Raw genomic sequence first — 14,834 nt, forward strand, 5'->3', positions numbered from 1 at the left:
CGCCAGGGTCTTGCGCCGACGACGGCGCAGCGAGTGCAGATAGTTACCCAATGACAGGTCGCTCCTCGGGTAGCTCGTAACGGCGGGTCCGCTCGCGCAGAGCCAGCGCCGATACCAGTGTGACCGGCCCCAGCCGACCCACAAACATCAGCAGAATCACGATCAACTCACCGGACACCGGCAGGTCCCCCGTGATCCCGGCGGACAGCCCGACCGTGCCGAACGCGGACACCGCCTCGAACAGCACGAACTCGAACGGCGCCCTCACCACCGCGAGCAGCGCGAGCGTTGCCGCCATGACGAAGCCCACCCCGAGCAGGGCGACCGTCAGGGCCTGCCGCAGGACGTGCGGGGCGAGGCGGCGGCCCATCACCATGGAATTCGGTTCCCCCCGCGCCTCGGCCACGATCGCGGCGGCGAGAACGGCGAAGGTGGTGACTTTGATGCCGCCCGCGGTGCCCGCACTGCCTCCGCCGACGAACATGAGCGTGCAGGTCACGAGGAGCGTGGCGGGCTTCATGGCCCCGATGTCGACGGCGTTGAAGCCGGCGGTCCGGCTCATCGCTGAGTGGAAGAACCCGTTCAGCAGCTTCCCGCCCCAGTGCAGCGGCCCGAGCGTGCCGGGGTTGCTCCACTCCAGCAGGCAGGTCAGCACGGTTCCGGTCACCAGCAGCGCGGCCGTGGCGACCAGCGTGAGCTTGATGTGCAGGGACCAGCCACGCCGCCCCGTGGTCCGGCGCCTCTGGTGGTGCCGCAGCACTTCGAGCAGCACGGGAAACCCGATGCCGCCCAGGATGACGGCGGCGGCGACGGGGAGCGTGACCAGCGGGTCGGTCGCGTACCGCGTGAGGCTGTCGGCGCGCAGCCCGAACCCGGCGTTGTTGAACGCGGAGACGGAGTGGAACACCCCGTGGTACAGCGCGTTCCCGATCGGCTCGCCGTACCCGTAGCGGAACCGCAGCGCGAGCCAGGCGGCGACGGCCAGCTCGACGGCGGCGGTGGTGCCCGCGACGCCGAGCAGCACCCGCCGTACGTCCCCGATCCCGAGGCTCCTGGTCTCGGCTGCGGCCGTCAGCTGCATCCGCAGCCGCAGCCTGCCGCTGACCAGCAGGGCCAGCAGCGAGGCCAGGGTCATGATCCCGAAGCCGCCGACCTGGATCAGCGCCAGGATGACGCCCTCGCCGAACCCGCTCCAGTACGTCCCGGTGTCGACCACCACCAGCCCGGTCACACACACGGCGGAGGTCGCGGTGAACAGGGCGGTGACGAACCCGGTCGCGTGTCCCTGCTCGGAGGCGAGCGGCAGGGCCAGCAGAGCCGCACCGGCCAGGGTGACGGCGGCGAAGGCCATGACGACGGTACGGGCCGGGTGCCGGGTGACCAGGGTGCGCCACAGCCGGGCCAAGCGTCCTGCCACGTACCCTTCCCGGCCTTCCCGTTCACACCCCGTCCGAGTGATCCGGGTTTCCCCGTTTCACCATGGTTCGCCACTGTATCCATGGCTCTGACCGGCAGCGCGACCGGCTCCAGGTCAGCACAGCAGGGGCCGGGCCGCGGGCAAACGGCCCGGCCGAAACCTTGACGGCCTCTTGGCGCCGCTCGCGCACCGGGACGCGCACCGCGAGCAGGCCCGCACGCACCGCGACCAGGCCTCTCAGGAGTCGGCCGCAAGCCCTGGAGCGCCCCACACCGGGAACCAGCGGGCGAGGTCCGCCTCGATCCGCAGGTCGTCGCCCAGCAGTGCGCGGGCCTGGATCTCCAGGGCGTTGTCGCGGCGCTCGCCGCCCGACGGGAGCGGCGCGAAGGGGTAGAAGGTGCCCCGCTTGTAGAGGTAGACCAGCGCCAGCTCCCGGCCGTCCCGGGGGTGCCGGAAACCGATCAGCGAGCACAGCAGGTGCGGGCCGAAGCCCGCTTCCTGAAGCAGGGTGTTCACCGCATGCAGGTCGTTGACCAGCGACACCACCTCGCCCGCCGGGTGGCGTACCAGGAGCCAGGTGTAGCCGTAGGTGTCCCGGGAGTAGGCGACCGGGTCGCCGCCCCCGGCCCGCCCCGCGTCGGCGTCGAGCAGCTCGCGCACCTCGTCCCGCAGCCGGTCGAACGCCCCGCCCTCGACCCCGGCGAAGCACACCGAACCGAGCCCCGTCGGGGTGAAGCCCGCACCCGCCTCCAGCGTCAGCGCCGCGCCCGGCACCGCGAACAGCTGGTCCAGGTCGGGCCGCACCGGCTTGCTCCGGCCCAGCAATGCGTCCAGGAAGCCCATCGGGTCACCCCTCTGCTCGGAGCCGTCCCGGTCTCAGCGGCCGAGCTGGGCCGAGATCCGGGTCAGCTGCTCCAGCCGCTGCTCCAGCGGCGGGTGCGAGGACAGCAGCCGCGCCATGCTCTCCTTCGAGGAGAACGCCGGCGCGAACCAGAAGGCGTTGTACGGCTCCGCCTGACGCAGGTCCCTGGTCGGGATGCGGCCCATCTCGCCGGTGACCTTGGTGAGCGCGGAGGCCAGCGCGGAGGGACGGCCGGTGAGCAGTGCGGCGGCCCGGTCGGCGGACAGCTCGCGGTAGCGGGACAGCAGCCGGGTCAGCAGGAAGCTGATCGCGTACACGGCGGCGCTGATCACCGGGATCAGCAGGACCGCGATGGCCGCGCCGCTGTCCCGGGTGTGACCGGCCCGGCCGAAACCGCCCCACAGGGCGACCCGCGCCATGACACCGGCCAGCACCCCGAGGAAGGCTGCGATGGTCATGACCATCACATCGCGGTGCGCCACATGCGACAGCTCGTGTGCCAGGACGCCCTCCAGCTCCTCGGGCTCCAGCCTGCGCAGGAGCCCGGTCGTCACGCAGACGAGAGCCGTGTCCTTGCTGCGGCCGGTGGCGAAGGCGTTCGGCAGGTCGTTCCGCGCGATGGCGACGCGGGGCTTCGGCATGTCCGCGAGCGCGCAGACACGGTCGACGGCGCCGTGCAGCTCGGGTGCCTGCTCGCGGGTGACCTCGCGGGCGCCCATGCTGTACGCGGCGATCCGGTCGCTGAACCAGAACTGGGCGATGAACAGCCCACCTGCGACGATCAGGATGATCGGCCAGGCCCCGCGCATCAGAGCCAGCAGCACGCCGACGAAGACCACATAGAGCAGGCCGATCAGGAACATGGTCGTCACCATGCGGGTCGTCAGCCCCCGGTCGGCCACATACCGGGAGTGGCTGTGGGATCGCGACGCTGCCATGGCACGTTCCGCCTCTTCTCCGCCGGCCCCCACTGTGTTGGTCCTGCTCGCCCCCGCCCTCTTCCTTCCCGCTTCTGCATTCGATTGTGCCCTTTCCGGCACGCATACGTTTTCGGCCACCTCGCGGCGCCGGGCTGTACGGCCCGTGGTAGCTTGCGGTTGTAGCCCTTCGCGTATCCCCCGTCGCGAAGGGCTACGCCTTTGACCCGGGCGAAACACATGCGCAGACACGGACAAGGGACTCCCCTCGTGGTCCCCCGTCCGTGTTTTTTCGAGTTAACAGTGCCGTGGATTGTTTATGCAAGCCCGCTCTACCGTGGGACGTGGGGAACGTGGGGAGGTGCGGACGTGGGGACCGTGATGGACGACGGCGCGGAGCACGCGGCGCCCGAGCTGCACACGCTGCAGCAGAAGGTCGCGTACATGGTGGAGAAGACCTTCCCCGGCGAGAAGGTCTCGGGACGGACCTTCGCCGAGCTGGTGAGAGAACGCGGCGGGTCCCTCTCCCACAGCTACTTCTCGAACATCCTGGCGGGAAAGGTCACCCACCCGTCGGAGGAGATCCTCAAGGCGCTCGGCCTGGGGTTCGGGGTGGACTGGCGGTTCTTCAAGGAGGAGTCGGAGGTCGTCGACGACGTCGTCTCCGGGCTGAGGTTCCTCGCGCAGCGCCGTACCGGGGAGATCACCGGGGTCGCGGCCCGCGGCGCCGGGGACGCCGGGCTGCCGCCGGAGCTGCTGGAGTTCGCGCTGTCCCTGCTCCAGGACACTGGTGGGGAGCAACGGGAGGATGCAGGCCCCCAGGGGTCCGAGAGATGCTGAGCCGCTGCTGATGTCCGACATACCCGACCAGACCTCGATGCGGGCACTGCGGAGGGAGTGCGAGGACGGGCTGGCCGACCTGCCGATCCCCGCCCCTTTCACCATTCCGGCGCTGGTCGCCAACATGGAGGCCGCACGGGGCCGCAGGATCGTGCTCCGGGAACTGCCCGACCGGCTGGCCCGGGTCGACGCGGCGTGCGGGCTGCGGCTGAAGGCCGGGGACACCAGCTTCGTCCTGTACCGGCGGCGCCCCACCCCGTACCAGACGCAGCACGTCATCCTGCACGAGCTGTGCCACGAGTGGTTCGACCACGGCACAGGCCTGGACGCGGAGCAGTTGCGGCGGCTGCTGCCGGTCTTCGACACCTCACTGATCGAACGGGTCATGGCGTCCGGTACGACGGTCCAGGCGCGCGCCCAGTACGACACCCACGACGAGCGGGTCGCGGAGTTCGGCGCGTCCCTCATCCCGCGGCTGGCCCGGGACGTGACCGGTGACGACCTGGTGGGGCGGCTGGCCAACTCGCTGTCCCGGCCGGTGGCGCACCGCCGCCGCCCCTGGTTCCGCCGCCGTTGACGCACCCGTCGACGCACCCCCCTTCGAAAGGCTTCCTGTGACCGCCCTGGACCTGGCCGGCTATGCCATCGCCGGCCTGATGACCGCCGTCGCGATCTGGCGGATGCCCGCCGCCCTGTGGGGTGACGAGGAGGACCGCAGACGGCGGGCCCTGTGGGGCTGCTACGCGGGCTTCGCCGCCGCGCTGTGGACGAAGACCGCCGCCGTACGGACCGGCCTCAACAACAGCCCGGTCGTGGACCTGGCCGTCCTGATCAAGCACTACACGGCCACCGTCGCGATTCTGGCGATCCTCGGCTACATCGTGGCGATCTACGGCGCCTACCCGGAGGACGGGGCGGTGCCGCGCCATGTGCGGTTCGCGCGGCTGGTGCAGCGGGTGGCGGCAAAGGCGTCCGTGGCGACGCTGGTGCTGCTGACGGTGCTGTTCTTCACGGTGGTCGACCGCTCGGTCCCGTCGGACCGGTTCGTGTCGGACCACGCGGGCCAGTGGGGCGCGACCCTCTACATGACCGTGTTCTACCTCTATCTCGGCGCGGCCTCGGCGGTGTGCGCGTACCAGTGGGCGCTGGCGACGGCGGACGCGCGGCTGCGGCATCTGCGGATCGGGCTCGGGATGATGACGTTCGCGATGCTCATAGGCGTCGGCTACACGGTGAGCCGGACGCTGTTCCTGTGGATCAGCGTGGCGGCAACCCCCTCGGAAGGGTTCGCACAGGGCTTCGACAAGGCGACGGAGGCCGCGCAGCTCGTCCTGTTCGGTTTCTTCGCGGTCGGGGCGTCGGTCCCCGCGTTCAGCAAGGGCTGGCGGCGGGCCAGGCTGTGGCGGGCGCAGATGGCGCTGCACCCGCTGTGGCGGGAGCTGATGACGGCTTTCCCGGACCAGCCGTTCGCGCCGCCCGCGTCGCTGGCGCGGGAGCTGACCCGGCTCGGCACCCCGGCGGACCTGCGGGTCGACCGGTGGGCTGCGGACATCGCGGACGCGGTGGAGAAGCTGCGCCACTACGTGCCGGACGCGCTGCTGGCCGAGGCACGGGAGGCCGCGGGTGCGGCGGGCCCGGAGGCCGACGCGTACTGGATCCGGGGCGCCCTGGCGGCGAAGGAGGGCGGCGCACGGCCGGGGCCTCCGGCGGCGTTCGCCACCAGGGACGCGACAGCGGACCAGGACGGCGAGGTGGCCTGGCTCGTACGGGTGGCCGCAGCGTACCGGACGGTGCCGGCGGCGGCGGGGCAGGAGCTCCTGGAGCGGTCAGCGCGGGAGGCCGTGCTGTGACGGCGGCGGTCCGAGGAACGCACCGCGTCGAGGCGGTCGCCCGCCGGGTCACGGACCTCCTCCAGCCCCGTAATGTCCTGGTCGCCGGTATGGCCGCGATCGGGCTGGCCGCCGCCGGGGGGCACGGGGCGGGCCTGCTGTGGGGGCTGCTGGGCGCGCTGTGCGCGGGGATCGTCCCGGCGGGCTACATCGAGTGGGAGCGGGGCCGGGGGCGATGGGGCGACCGGCATGTGGTGGACCGGACGAAGCGGGCGCCGATCTTCTTCGTGATCCTCGGCTCGGTCGGCACGGGCGCGCTGCTGATGCGGCTGGGCGGAGCGCCGAGCGGGATCCTGGTGGCGATGCTCGTCCTGTGGGTGATGACGGTGGGGCTGCTGGCCGTCAACACGGTGTGGAAGATCTCGGTCGACTCGGCGGTGGCGTCGTCGGTGGTCACGCTGATGGCGTGCGTCCACAGCCCGTGGTGGCTCCTGGCCTACGGGATGACGGCGGCGGTCTGCTGGTCCCGGGTGGCGCTGGGCTACCACACGGTGGGACAGACCGTGGCGGGGGCGGGGCTGGGGGCGGCGACGGCGCTGGGGTACATGCTCCTGCCGTGAGCCGAACGCCGGGCGGGCTGACAGCTCAGCCCGCCCGGCGTTCGGCGGTCCGCGCCGACAAGGCTCGGGGGATGGCCCGGGAGGGCACGGCCTCCCGGACCCGACGGCCCGTGGATCAGGCGTCGGCACCGGCCTTGCGGCGGCGGACGACGAACACCGCACCCGCGCCCAGCGCCACCGCCGCGGCACCCGCCAGGGCGATCTGCGGCATCGCGTCGGACGAACCGGTCGCGGCCAGCTCACCGGTGGTGGCGGCCGTGTTCGCGGCCTTCACCGGAGCGGTGGAGGTGCCGCCCTGCGGCATCGGCATGGGCTTGCCCGGCTTCGCGGGCTCGTTGCCGGTCTTGGCGCCCGCGGCGACGATGTCGAAGTCGTACCGGTTGGCCTCCGGAGTCCAGCCGCAGGTGCCGTCCTCGTTGACATAGCTGCCCGCGGCGAACGCGAAGCCCAGCCCGGCGGGGGCCTTGGCGTCCACGCTGAGGCGCAGCCTGACGTCCGCCCCGGAACCGGCCTTCAGATCGGTGATCTCACCGGCCATGTCGTCGGACGAGAGGCTCTTCCAGCCGGAGCCGTCGCTCCACTGGAGCTTCAGCAGGTGGCTGATGTCGTTCATGCCCTTGCTGTCGACCGCGAAGGCGGCGGCGTAGGGCTGGACGTAGTCCAGGGTGCGGTCGCTGTGGTTGGTGATCCTCAGGGTGAAGTTCACCGAGGAACCGGCGGCGACCTTGCCGGGCAGCCCGGAGACGGCGACCCCGACCTTCGACTTGGCGTCGCACTCGTCGTCACCCTGGTCGTCGCCCGGCTTCGGCTCGGGCTTCGGCTCGGGCTTCGGGTCCGGCTCGGGCTCGGGGGTGCCGGTGTCCTTCTCGGCGTCCTCCAGGGCCTTCTTCGCGGCGTCCAGGTCCGCCTTGGCGGCCTTGGCGGCCTCCTGGGCCGTGTAGTGCTTCCGGCCGGCCTCCACCCGCTGGTCGTCCCGGGCCTTCAGCGCCTCGGCGGCGGCGGTGTCGGCGGTGGTCTTCGCCGTGGCGGCGGCCTCAGCTGCCTTCTCCGCGTCGGCCAGCGCCTTGGCCAGCGCCACCCGCTCGTCGTCCGAGAGGTCGTCGGGCATGTTGTCGAGCGCGGTCTTCGCGTCGGTCACGGCCTGGTCGGCGGCGGCCTTGTCCGCGGCGGCCCGATCGGCGGCGGCCTTGGCCTCGGTGTAGGCGACCGCGAGCGGCGCGGTGTCGGAGAGGGTGGCTTCGACGGTCTTCTCGGCCTCGGTCTCGGCGGCGACGGCCGCGTCGTAGGCGGCCTGCGCGTCGGCGACGGCCTTCTCCAGCTTCTCCAGGTCGACGCCGGAGGCCGCGTCCGTGTTCTGCGCCTCGGTGACGGCGGCGGTGGTGGTGGTACCGGTCTCCGCGAACGCGGGGGAGGCCGCGAGCAGGGTGACGGGCGCGGTGACGGCGAGCGCGACGGCCGTGGCGATCGAACGGCGAATCTTCACGTGGTCCCTCTTCTGGAGTGGACGAAAAACAGGCGGAACGGTTGTGGACCGCTCGCGGGACGGCGTCGGCGTCGGCATCGGCCACCGCGGAGCGGACAGGCACTCACGCGGCTGGCCGGCGACGCGGGACATCATCACCGAAAGCAGTGGTCCCGATCGTATTGAACGCGTTCAGTACGCGGTAGCGACTTCGGGCGGCCCCGGTGGCACATGCGTCGGAACGACAGCGTCCGCCACCCGGCAAACAGGACAGAGAGGGAGGGTTGCCCTCGCAGGCGTGACTTTCTCTGTGAGTGTTGTCTCCGGCCGCACTCCGGTCGAGCCCCGGCCGGGCGGAGGAGCAGTGCGCAGCCCCGTCATCGTAAGTGCCAACCTCCCCCGGACACATCGTTCCTGACGCCCTGCCGGACGCCCGGCATGGCAGGAAAGGTGGGCCTTTCGTCATTGCGGCCATGCGGGAGCCGCTTGAGGATGAACGCCATGACCTCCGCATCGACACCACCGCTCCCCGCCGTCCGGGAGGTGCTGGTCGTCCTGTTCGACGACGTGCAGAGCCTGGACGTGAGCGGTCCGGCCGAGGTGTTCGCCGGGGCGGAACACGACGGCGGACCGGACGCCAGGACGCCCTACCGTGTCCGGACGGCGTCTCTGGGCGGGCGGCCCGTGCGGACGTCCAGCGGCCTGACGCTCGTCCCGGACCTGGCGCTCGACGAGGACACGCCCACCCCGCACACCCTGCTCGTCCCTGGCGGGCACGGCACCCGGGGCGACCGGCGGGAGCTGGTGGCGTGGCTGCGGGAGCACGCCCCGCGCGCCGACCGGCTGATGTCGGTGTGCACGGGGGCGCTGCTGCTGGCCGACGCGGGACTGCTGCGCGGGCGGCGGGTCACCACGCACTGGGCCCACTGCGACCGGCTGGCGCGGGATCACCCGGATGTGGAGGTGGACCCGGACTCCATCTTCGTACGGGACGGTCACCTCGCCACCTCGGCCGGGGTCACAGCGGGCATCGACCTGGCGCTGGCCCTGGTGGAGGAGGACCTGGGCCGGGACCCGGCGCTCGCGCTGGCCCGGCACCTGGTGGTGTTCCTGCGGCGGCCCGGCAACCAGGCACAGTTCAGCGCCCAGTTGGCGGCGCAGACGGCGCGGCGGGAGCCGCTGCGGGACGTTCAGCAGTGGATCAGCGACCACCCGGAGGCCGACCTGTCGGTGCCCGCCCTGGCGGAACGCGCCAGCCTGTCGCCCCGGCACTTCGCCCGCGCCTTCCACGCGGAGACGGGCGTGCCGCCGGGCCGGTACGTGGAGCGCGTGCGGCTGGAGCACGCCCGCCGCCTACTGGAGGACACCACCGACAGCGTCGAGGCGGTCTCCCGCTCCTGCGGCTACGGCACGCCGGAGGCGATGCGCCGCGCGTTCGTCAAGACCCTGGGCACGGCCCCGGCGGAGTACCGCCGCAGATTCCGGCCGGCCCCGCCGGTCCGGCACCCCTGAAAGGAAGCGTCCCATGCAGATAGCCATCCACCTGTACGACAAGTTCACGGCGCTCGACGCGATCGGCCCGTACCAGATGCTCAGCGGGCTCCCGGGCGCGGAGGTCGTCCTCGTGGCACGGCAGCCGGGCCCGGTACAGGACGACAACCGGAACCTCACCCTGATCGCCCACAGGTCCTTCGGCGAGGTCCCGAGGCCCGACATCCTGGTCACGGTCGGCAGCGGCGAACCGGACCTCACCGACGAGACGGCCCTCGCCTGGCTCCGGTCGGCCGACGCGCACACCACCTGGACGGCATCGGTGTGCACCGGCTCCCTCATCCTGGGCGCCGCCGGGCTGCTGAAGGGCCGCCGGGCGACCTCCCACTGGCTGGCCCTGGACCGCCTGCGGGACTTCGGCGCCGAACCGACCGGCGAGCGGGTCGTCTTCGACGGCAAGTACGTCACGGCCGCGGGCGTCTCGGCCGGCATCGACATGGGCCTCGCCCTGGCGGGCCGCGTCGCCGGCGACCGACACGCACAGACGGTGCAGCTGATGACCGAGTACGACCCGGAGCCCCCGTACGACGCGGGCTCCCCCGCCAAGGCGCCGGCGGACCTGGTGGCGCACCTCCGCACCGCACCGAGGAGCTTCTGATGCACCCTCCGGACAACACCCCCCTGCGCATCCACCTGGTGATGTTCGAGGGAGTGGAGGAACTGGACCACACGGCCCCGTACGAGGTCTTCGCCCTGGCGGCCCGCCTGGCAGCCCGCCCGGTGCAGGTCCGGTACGTCACCCTGGACGCTCCCGGCGTCCTGCGCTGCGCGCACGGCACGGAAGTCGGGGTCCGGGACGGCTGGGCCCCGCACGAGGCGGACATCCTGGTCGTCCCCGGCGGCGGCTACCAGCGCCCCGGCGGCCCGGGCGCCCGCGCGGAGATCGAGCGCGGCGCCCTCCCCGCGGCCCTGTCCGAGGCCGCGCGCCAGAACCCGGCCCTCACCCTGGCCTCGGTCTGCACCGGCGCCATGCTCCTCTCCGCCGCGGGCCTCACCCGCGACCGCCCCTGCACGACCCACCACCTGTCCCTCGCGGACCTGGAGGCCCAGGGCGGCATCCTGAAGAAGGCCCGCGTGGTCGACGACGGCACCCTGGTCACCGCGGGCGGCATCACCTCCGGCCTGGACCTCGCCCTCTGGCTCACCCGCCGGGAACTGGGCGCGGACCTGGCGCTGCGCGTGGAGGCGATGCTGGAGTACGAGTCCCGCGGCACGGTCTGGACGAGGTGACGCGACGCCTCACCCCAGAAGGCGATCGAACTCCCCCGCCCTGATTCCCTGGAGGAAGGCCCGGAGACTCTCCCGCGTCGTCACGACGGTCTCGTCCGGGGCGTCGGCATCGCGGAGCAGAATGCGCCCCTCCTGCTCCGCGATCTCGAACTGGGCCTCGTCCTCGCCGCCCAGGGAGAACGAGGACTTCCGCCGGACAGGACCAGATCCGTTCGTGCGGCCCGTTCTCACGGCAAGGACCGCCCTCGTCACCATGGCCGGACACCTACCGGCTCAGAACGGGACGTTCGCCTGTCGAGCCAATCTGGTGAGCCGGGGGTTGCTGCGCTTGTGCAGGGACGTGAGCACGCGGAGCAGTTCTTGCGCCGTCGGATGAACGCGGGCCATCTGCGGGGCGATGGACCAGGCCGTCTCCAGCTCTTCCAGCGCTCCGTCACGGTCGTCCAGGGCGAGCCTTGAGCGGGCCGCGTTCATGTGGAGGGGGCTGGTCCTGGTCTCGGGCAGGACCAGGCCGCGCTGCCTCCTCAGCCTCTCCAGATCCGCCACGGTGTCGATGGCCCGCTGGTGCCGCCCCAGGTCCGCGAAGGTCGCCACGGCGTGCACGGCCGTGTTCTGCGGCCCGAAGTGGATGCCGAGCCTGTTCACGTCCCGGTCGAACTCCGAGGACAACTGCCAGGCCCTGGCGATGTGCTGGTCAGCCGTCGCCCGGTCACGCAGCCGCCCGGCGAGCGTGAGCCCGCGAAGGTGCAGGATGCCGAGCGCGTAGGCGCGGTCGGGACCGCTGACGGCGGTCTGCTCCACCTGCACGAGGCCGCGCTCCACCACGGCCAACCCGTCCTCGAAGTCACCGTGATTGAGGTGAACGCCCGCCTCGTCGCGGGCCGCGATGGCGAGCGTGAGCGGGTCGGCCTGCTGGGCGGCCAGCTTCTGCTTGGTCACGGCCAGGTCGGCGAGGATCATCCACCGGTGCCGGGCCGCCAGCCAATAGACGGTCGAGTACGCCTCCGCCACCATGGCCCAGGCCTCGGGCGTCCCCACCGCGTGGGCGTGGTTCGTCGCGGCGGACACGAGCCCGGGCAGACCGTCCAGCACACCCCGCAGATCGGCGCTGCCCCGAAGCCCCACCATCCGGTCCAGCGCGGCGCGGAGTTCGGCCTCCGTCATCTCCGGTTCGCGCGGCAGGTCGAAGCGCCGGACAGCCCCGTTGAGCGCTCGGAGCCTGGCCTCGGCCTCACGCTGTACGGGTGCGGTCCCCAGCACCGCCTCAAGGGACAGGCCCAGGGCCCGGGCCAACGACGCGGCCACCCCCTGGGTGAGGGCCCGTTCACCGCGCTCGATCTTGCCGAGCAGGCTCTTCGAGATCCCGGCCGCGGCAGCCAGCCGGTCCTGCCCCCAGCCCCGCTCCTTACGCAACACGGCAACGTTGGCCCCCGGCCCGGGCACTTCGATGATCGCACTCATTCCGGCGTCCCCGATCGACGATCCGCTGGGCCTCCCATCGTGTCAGGAGTCGCCTACCCGCGCCGTCGACGTTGTGCACCTCTTGTGCACATTCGCCGTCTGAGCAGTCCGTTAACTGAATGTCACAGCCGGTCAGGGCAAGAGGCATCTCTGAAGGAGGCAGCCATGACGGACGGTGTGCGGCGGGCGGTTGACGCCGAGGCAGAGGTTCGTTTGATCCAACTCGCGCCCCACACGGGGAAGCTGCCCCGGAGCGGCACGCTCGCGCGAGACGGGGAAGGGCGGGTGGGGGTCTTCATGGGCGTGGTCGGGCCGTACGCCATGCTGCGGCCCGTCGGGGGCGGCCAGGAGTGGGAGAGCGACCCGGGCGGGGTCACGCCGTTGACGTACGCGGAGGCGCTGGAGGTCGAGGCGACGCGCTGGCTCAGTGCGAGCAAGGGCGGCGACCCCGGACGGTGTGCCGAGTGCGCCCGGCTGGAGGGGGAGATGCGGGCGGCCGAAGCGACGGGCGACATGAGCCGGGTCTCCGACTGTGTCGTGCTCCTGCGACGGCACTCGGATCACGACCGGCCGGACAGCCCGACAAGGAACGTGTCCGGATAGCCGCCGGGAGGCGGGGCTCGCAGTCCGGGGCGAGGGACACGGGCCGCACTGGCCGGGCCCTGCGCACCGCCCGGTACGGGTCGTGGGCCGGGAGCGCCACCCGCGGCGGCGGGGTCGTCGGATCCGCTACCGGGCGCGTGGGCCGACTTCGCGCACGACCTTGTAGGTCGGGACCTCGGCCATCCGGAGTTCGGCCCTGCCCGAGAGCCCTTCCAGCGCCTTTCCGATGGCGGACATCCGGCCCTCCGTGTCGGACGACTCGACGAAGTTGCGGTAGTCGGCCTCGCTCTCCCAGTGCACGATGTTGAAGACGCGGGCGCCGTCCGTGCTGACATGGAACCGGGACGAGCGGTAGCCGGGGTAGAAACTCACCCAGCGCTCCTGGATCTCCGCGAAGGCGCTGACGAGCTCGGCCTGTGTCTCGGGGCCGTCCACGGTGTAGTCGATGATGGAGTAGAAGCCGTTGTCGGTGCTCATGCCAGTCCTCCTGCCTGCGTACGGTCCCGGGCGAACCGTTCTGCCAGGCAAGAGCCTCACACCTCGACCCGACTTGAGGTCAAGGGAGTCCTTGAGGACGCGTCAGGTCAGGACCTGGCCCACTGCCACACCGAGGAACGCCGCCGCCAGCGTGACCGCGACCGTCGCCGTCACGTTCGCCGCCGCGTAGGCGAGGGAGCCGGTGCGGGCCAGGCGGAGGGTCTCGTACGAGAAGGTCGAGTACGTGGTGAGGGCACCGCACAGGCCCGTGCCGAGGAGCGCGTACGTCTCCGAGGAGACCGCCGCGCCGGTCAGCGCGCCCAGCAGCAGGGACCCGAGGAGGTTGGCCGTCAGGGTGCCCCAGGGGAAGACCGTGTCGTGGCGGGACTGGACCGCACGGTCCGTGAGGTAGCGGAGCGGAGCGCCCAGGGCTCCGCCCGCCAGGACCAGGAGCCAGGTCACTCGGCGGACCCCCGGCCCGCATAGCGGATGACCTCGCAGGGTTCGAGGGTCACCAGGCCCTCCCCCACCAGTTCGTCCAGCTGCGGGAGGAACGCGCGGACGCGGGGCTCGTCGTCCACGATCACCACCGCCACGGGCAGGTCCTCGCTCAGGGACAGCAGCCGGGACGTGTGGATCAGGGACGAGGCGCCGAATCCCTCGATGCCCCGGAACACGCTCGCGCCCGCCAGGCCCGCCTGGTGCGCGCGGTGCACGATCTCCGTGTAGAGGGGCCTGTGGTGCCACTGGTCCGACTCGCCCGTGAAGACCGTCAGCCGCATGGCCCGCCCCGTGAGCCTGATCGTCATCGCGCCGCCCTCCGCTCCAGCAGCCGCCCTGTCGCCCACGCCGCCACCGCGACCGCACCCAGCGCCGCGGCCAGGGTGCCCACCAGATACCCGGCCGCCGTCCCCGGCTTCCCGCGTTCCAGCAGGCCGTGCGCGTCCACCGCGTACGTGGAGAAGGTGGTGAACCCGCCCAGCACTCCCGTCCCGAAGAACGGACGCACCAGCCGGTGCGGGCGCCACACCTCGTCCAGCAGCACCATGAACACGCCCATCACCGCGCAGCCCAGCGCGTTCGTCACCAGTGTCACCCAGGGAAAGGCCCCTGGCTCGGCGGGCCACACCACCGCCAGCCCGTACCGTCCGACCGCCCCCAGCCCCCCGCCGACCGCGACCGCTGCCAGCACGGGCCATTCGGCCCGGAGGGAGGGGAAGGGCGAGGGGGCCGGGGGTGGGGAGGGACGGGCGGCCGTGGTCATGGGGGCGAGCCTAGCGAGGCGGGGAGGCAGGGGAGGGGGCCGCCCGGGCGCGGGGCGGTGCGCTGGGCCGGGGGCGCCCGGCCGGGGACCGGGCGGCACCGGGCACGAGCTCGGCGCGTGACGGCGGCCCCCGGCGGGGCCACCGCGGAGACCCCCGTGCCGCGTCACCCGGCCGCCCCTCGCACGGACGACGGGGGCGGTGCGTGTGCGACAGGTCCTCCACGGGGTCAGAAGCGCTCCGGATACGCGAGGGCGAGGGCGAGGTAGCCGACCAGGGCGAAGGCAACGACGATGCCGACGA

The 14,834-nt window shown here is 72.4% G+C and carries 18 protein-coding genes; 8 read left to right on the forward strand and 10 right to left on the reverse strand.

Translation table 11 applies throughout. The annotated features are described in order from the left end of the window. Positions 1-43: 43 nt before the first annotated feature. The 3 genes from I3F58_RS20595 to htpX all read right to left on the reverse strand — a co-directional run bounded on the left by I3F58_RS20595 (position 44) and on the right by htpX (position 3,217). On the reverse strand, positions 44-1,417 hold the full coding sequence (locus I3F58_RS20595; RefSeq protein ID WP_240110136.1) for a TrkH family potassium uptake protein: 1,374 nt from the start codon (positions 1,415-1,417) through the stop codon (positions 44-46). Positions 1,418-1,654: 237 nt separating this feature from the next. Next, positions 1,655-2,260: a hypothetical protein gene (locus tag I3F58_RS20600; RefSeq protein ID WP_240110137.1), complete on the reverse strand. Its 606-nt coding sequence runs from the start codon at positions 2,258-2,260 to the stop codon at positions 1,655-1,657. Positions 2,261-2,293: 33 nt separating this feature from the next. Continuing rightward, positions 2,294-3,217: a zinc metalloprotease HtpX gene (htpX, locus tag I3F58_RS20605; protein ID WP_240110138.1), complete on the reverse strand. Its 924-nt coding sequence runs from the start codon at positions 3,215-3,217 to the stop codon at positions 2,294-2,296. Positions 3,218-3,577: 360 nt separating this feature from the next. Here htpX and I3F58_RS20610 point away from each other — a divergent pair, with 360 nt between their 5' ends. Genes I3F58_RS20610 through I3F58_RS20625 form a run of 4 tightly spaced genes read left to right on the forward strand, consistent with a single transcriptional unit; the run spans position 3,578 to position 6,485 of the window. Further along, on the forward strand, positions 3,578-4,036 hold the full coding sequence (locus I3F58_RS20610) for a hypothetical protein (RefSeq protein ID WP_240110179.1): 459 nt from the start codon (positions 3,578-3,580) through the stop codon (positions 4,034-4,036). A 10-nt stretch (positions 4,037-4,046) separates the two neighbouring features. Beyond that, positions 4,047-4,613: a toxin gene (locus I3F58_RS20615; protein WP_240110139.1), complete on the forward strand. Its 567-nt coding sequence runs from the start codon at positions 4,047-4,049 to the stop codon at positions 4,611-4,613. A gap of 37 nt (positions 4,614-4,650) precedes the next feature. Further along, the gene (locus tag I3F58_RS20620) at positions 4,651-5,886 is read left to right on the forward strand and encodes an MAB_1171c family putative transporter (protein ID WP_240110140.1); all 1,236 of its coding nucleotides are present in this window, start codon (positions 4,651-4,653) and stop codon (positions 5,884-5,886) included. Next, on the forward strand, positions 5,883-6,485 hold the full coding sequence (locus tag I3F58_RS20625) for a hypothetical protein (RefSeq protein ID WP_240110141.1): 603 nt from the start codon (positions 5,883-5,885) through the stop codon (positions 6,483-6,485). Before I3F58_RS20620 ends, I3F58_RS20625 begins: the two co-directional genes overlap by 4 nt. A gap of 115 nt (positions 6,486-6,600) precedes the next feature. Here I3F58_RS20625 and I3F58_RS20630 read toward each other — a convergent pair whose 3' ends face one another. Continuing rightward, positions 6,601-7,968 (reverse strand): LAETG motif-containing sortase-dependent surface protein, encoded by a 1,368-nt coding sequence (locus I3F58_RS20630; RefSeq protein WP_240110142.1) that lies wholly within the window; start codon positions 7,966-7,968, stop codon positions 6,601-6,603. A 480-nt stretch (positions 7,969-8,448) separates the two neighbouring features. Between I3F58_RS20630 and I3F58_RS20635 the strand changes: the two genes are divergently transcribed. From I3F58_RS20635 to I3F58_RS20645, 3 genes are read left to right on the forward strand one after another with little or no spacing between them, the layout of a single operon-like run. Then, positions 8,449-9,459, forward strand: a complete 1,011-nt coding sequence (locus I3F58_RS20635; RefSeq protein ID WP_240110143.1) for a GlxA family transcriptional regulator — start codon at positions 8,449-8,451, stop codon at positions 9,457-9,459. A 13-nt stretch (positions 9,460-9,472) separates the two neighbouring features. Beyond that, entirely contained in the window at positions 9,473-10,096 is a 624-nt protein-coding gene (locus tag I3F58_RS20640) for a DJ-1/PfpI family protein (RefSeq protein ID WP_240110144.1), read from the forward strand. Continuing rightward, complete coding sequence (locus I3F58_RS20645; RefSeq protein ID WP_240110145.1) at positions 10,096-10,728, forward strand: DJ-1/PfpI family protein; 633 nt, start codon at positions 10,096-10,098, stop codon at positions 10,726-10,728. Before I3F58_RS20640 ends, I3F58_RS20645 begins: the two co-directional genes overlap by 1 nt. 9 nt (positions 10,729-10,737) lie before the next feature. Here I3F58_RS20645 and I3F58_RS20650 read toward each other — a convergent pair whose 3' ends face one another. Together I3F58_RS20650 and I3F58_RS20655 are read right to left on the reverse strand one after the other, a co-directional pair. Beyond that, entirely contained in the window at positions 10,738-10,983 is a 246-nt protein-coding gene (locus I3F58_RS20650; RefSeq protein ID WP_240110146.1) for a DUF397 domain-containing protein, read from the reverse strand. 18 nt (positions 10,984-11,001) lie between these two features. Then, positions 11,002-12,189 (reverse strand): helix-turn-helix transcriptional regulator, encoded by a 1,188-nt coding sequence (locus I3F58_RS20655; protein ID WP_240110147.1) that lies wholly within the window; start codon positions 12,187-12,189, stop codon positions 11,002-11,004. 165 nt (positions 12,190-12,354) lie between these two features. On the opposite strand from I3F58_RS20655, the gene I3F58_RS20660 reads away from it, so the two are divergent. Next, entirely contained in the window at positions 12,355-12,792 is a 438-nt protein-coding gene (locus tag I3F58_RS20660) for a hypothetical protein (protein WP_240110148.1), read from the forward strand. Between the two features lie 126 nt (positions 12,793-12,918). Here I3F58_RS20660 and I3F58_RS20665 read toward each other — a convergent pair whose 3' ends face one another. The 4 genes from I3F58_RS20665 to I3F58_RS20680 all read right to left on the reverse strand — a co-directional run bounded on the left by I3F58_RS20665 (position 12,919) and on the right by I3F58_RS20680 (position 14,533). Next, positions 12,919-13,269: an antibiotic biosynthesis monooxygenase gene (locus tag I3F58_RS20665; RefSeq protein ID WP_240110149.1), complete on the reverse strand. Its 351-nt coding sequence runs from the start codon at positions 13,267-13,269 to the stop codon at positions 12,919-12,921. A 102-nt stretch (positions 13,270-13,371) separates the two neighbouring features. Then, positions 13,372-13,731, reverse strand: coding sequence for a CrcB family protein (locus I3F58_RS20670; protein WP_240110150.1), 360 nt, complete (start codon positions 13,729-13,731; stop codon positions 13,372-13,374). Further along, positions 13,728-14,078 carry a DUF190 domain-containing protein gene (locus I3F58_RS20675; RefSeq protein ID WP_240110151.1) on the reverse strand — a complete coding sequence of 117 codons (351 nt, stop codon included), beginning with the start codon at positions 14,076-14,078 and terminating at the stop codon, positions 13,728-13,730. The genes I3F58_RS20670 and I3F58_RS20675 overlap by 4 nt, the downstream gene beginning before the upstream one ends. Continuing rightward, positions 14,075-14,533 (reverse strand): CrcB family protein, encoded by a 459-nt coding sequence (locus I3F58_RS20680; RefSeq protein ID WP_240110152.1) that lies wholly within the window; start codon positions 14,531-14,533, stop codon positions 14,075-14,077. Before I3F58_RS20680 ends, I3F58_RS20675 begins: the two co-directional genes overlap by 4 nt. Positions 14,534-14,834 lie beyond the last annotated feature (301 nt).

The sequence above is a fragment of the Streptomyces sp. MUM 203J genome (genome assembly GCF_022414595.1).
GTDB lineage: Bacteria > Actinomycetota > Actinomycetes > Streptomycetales > Streptomycetaceae > Streptomyces.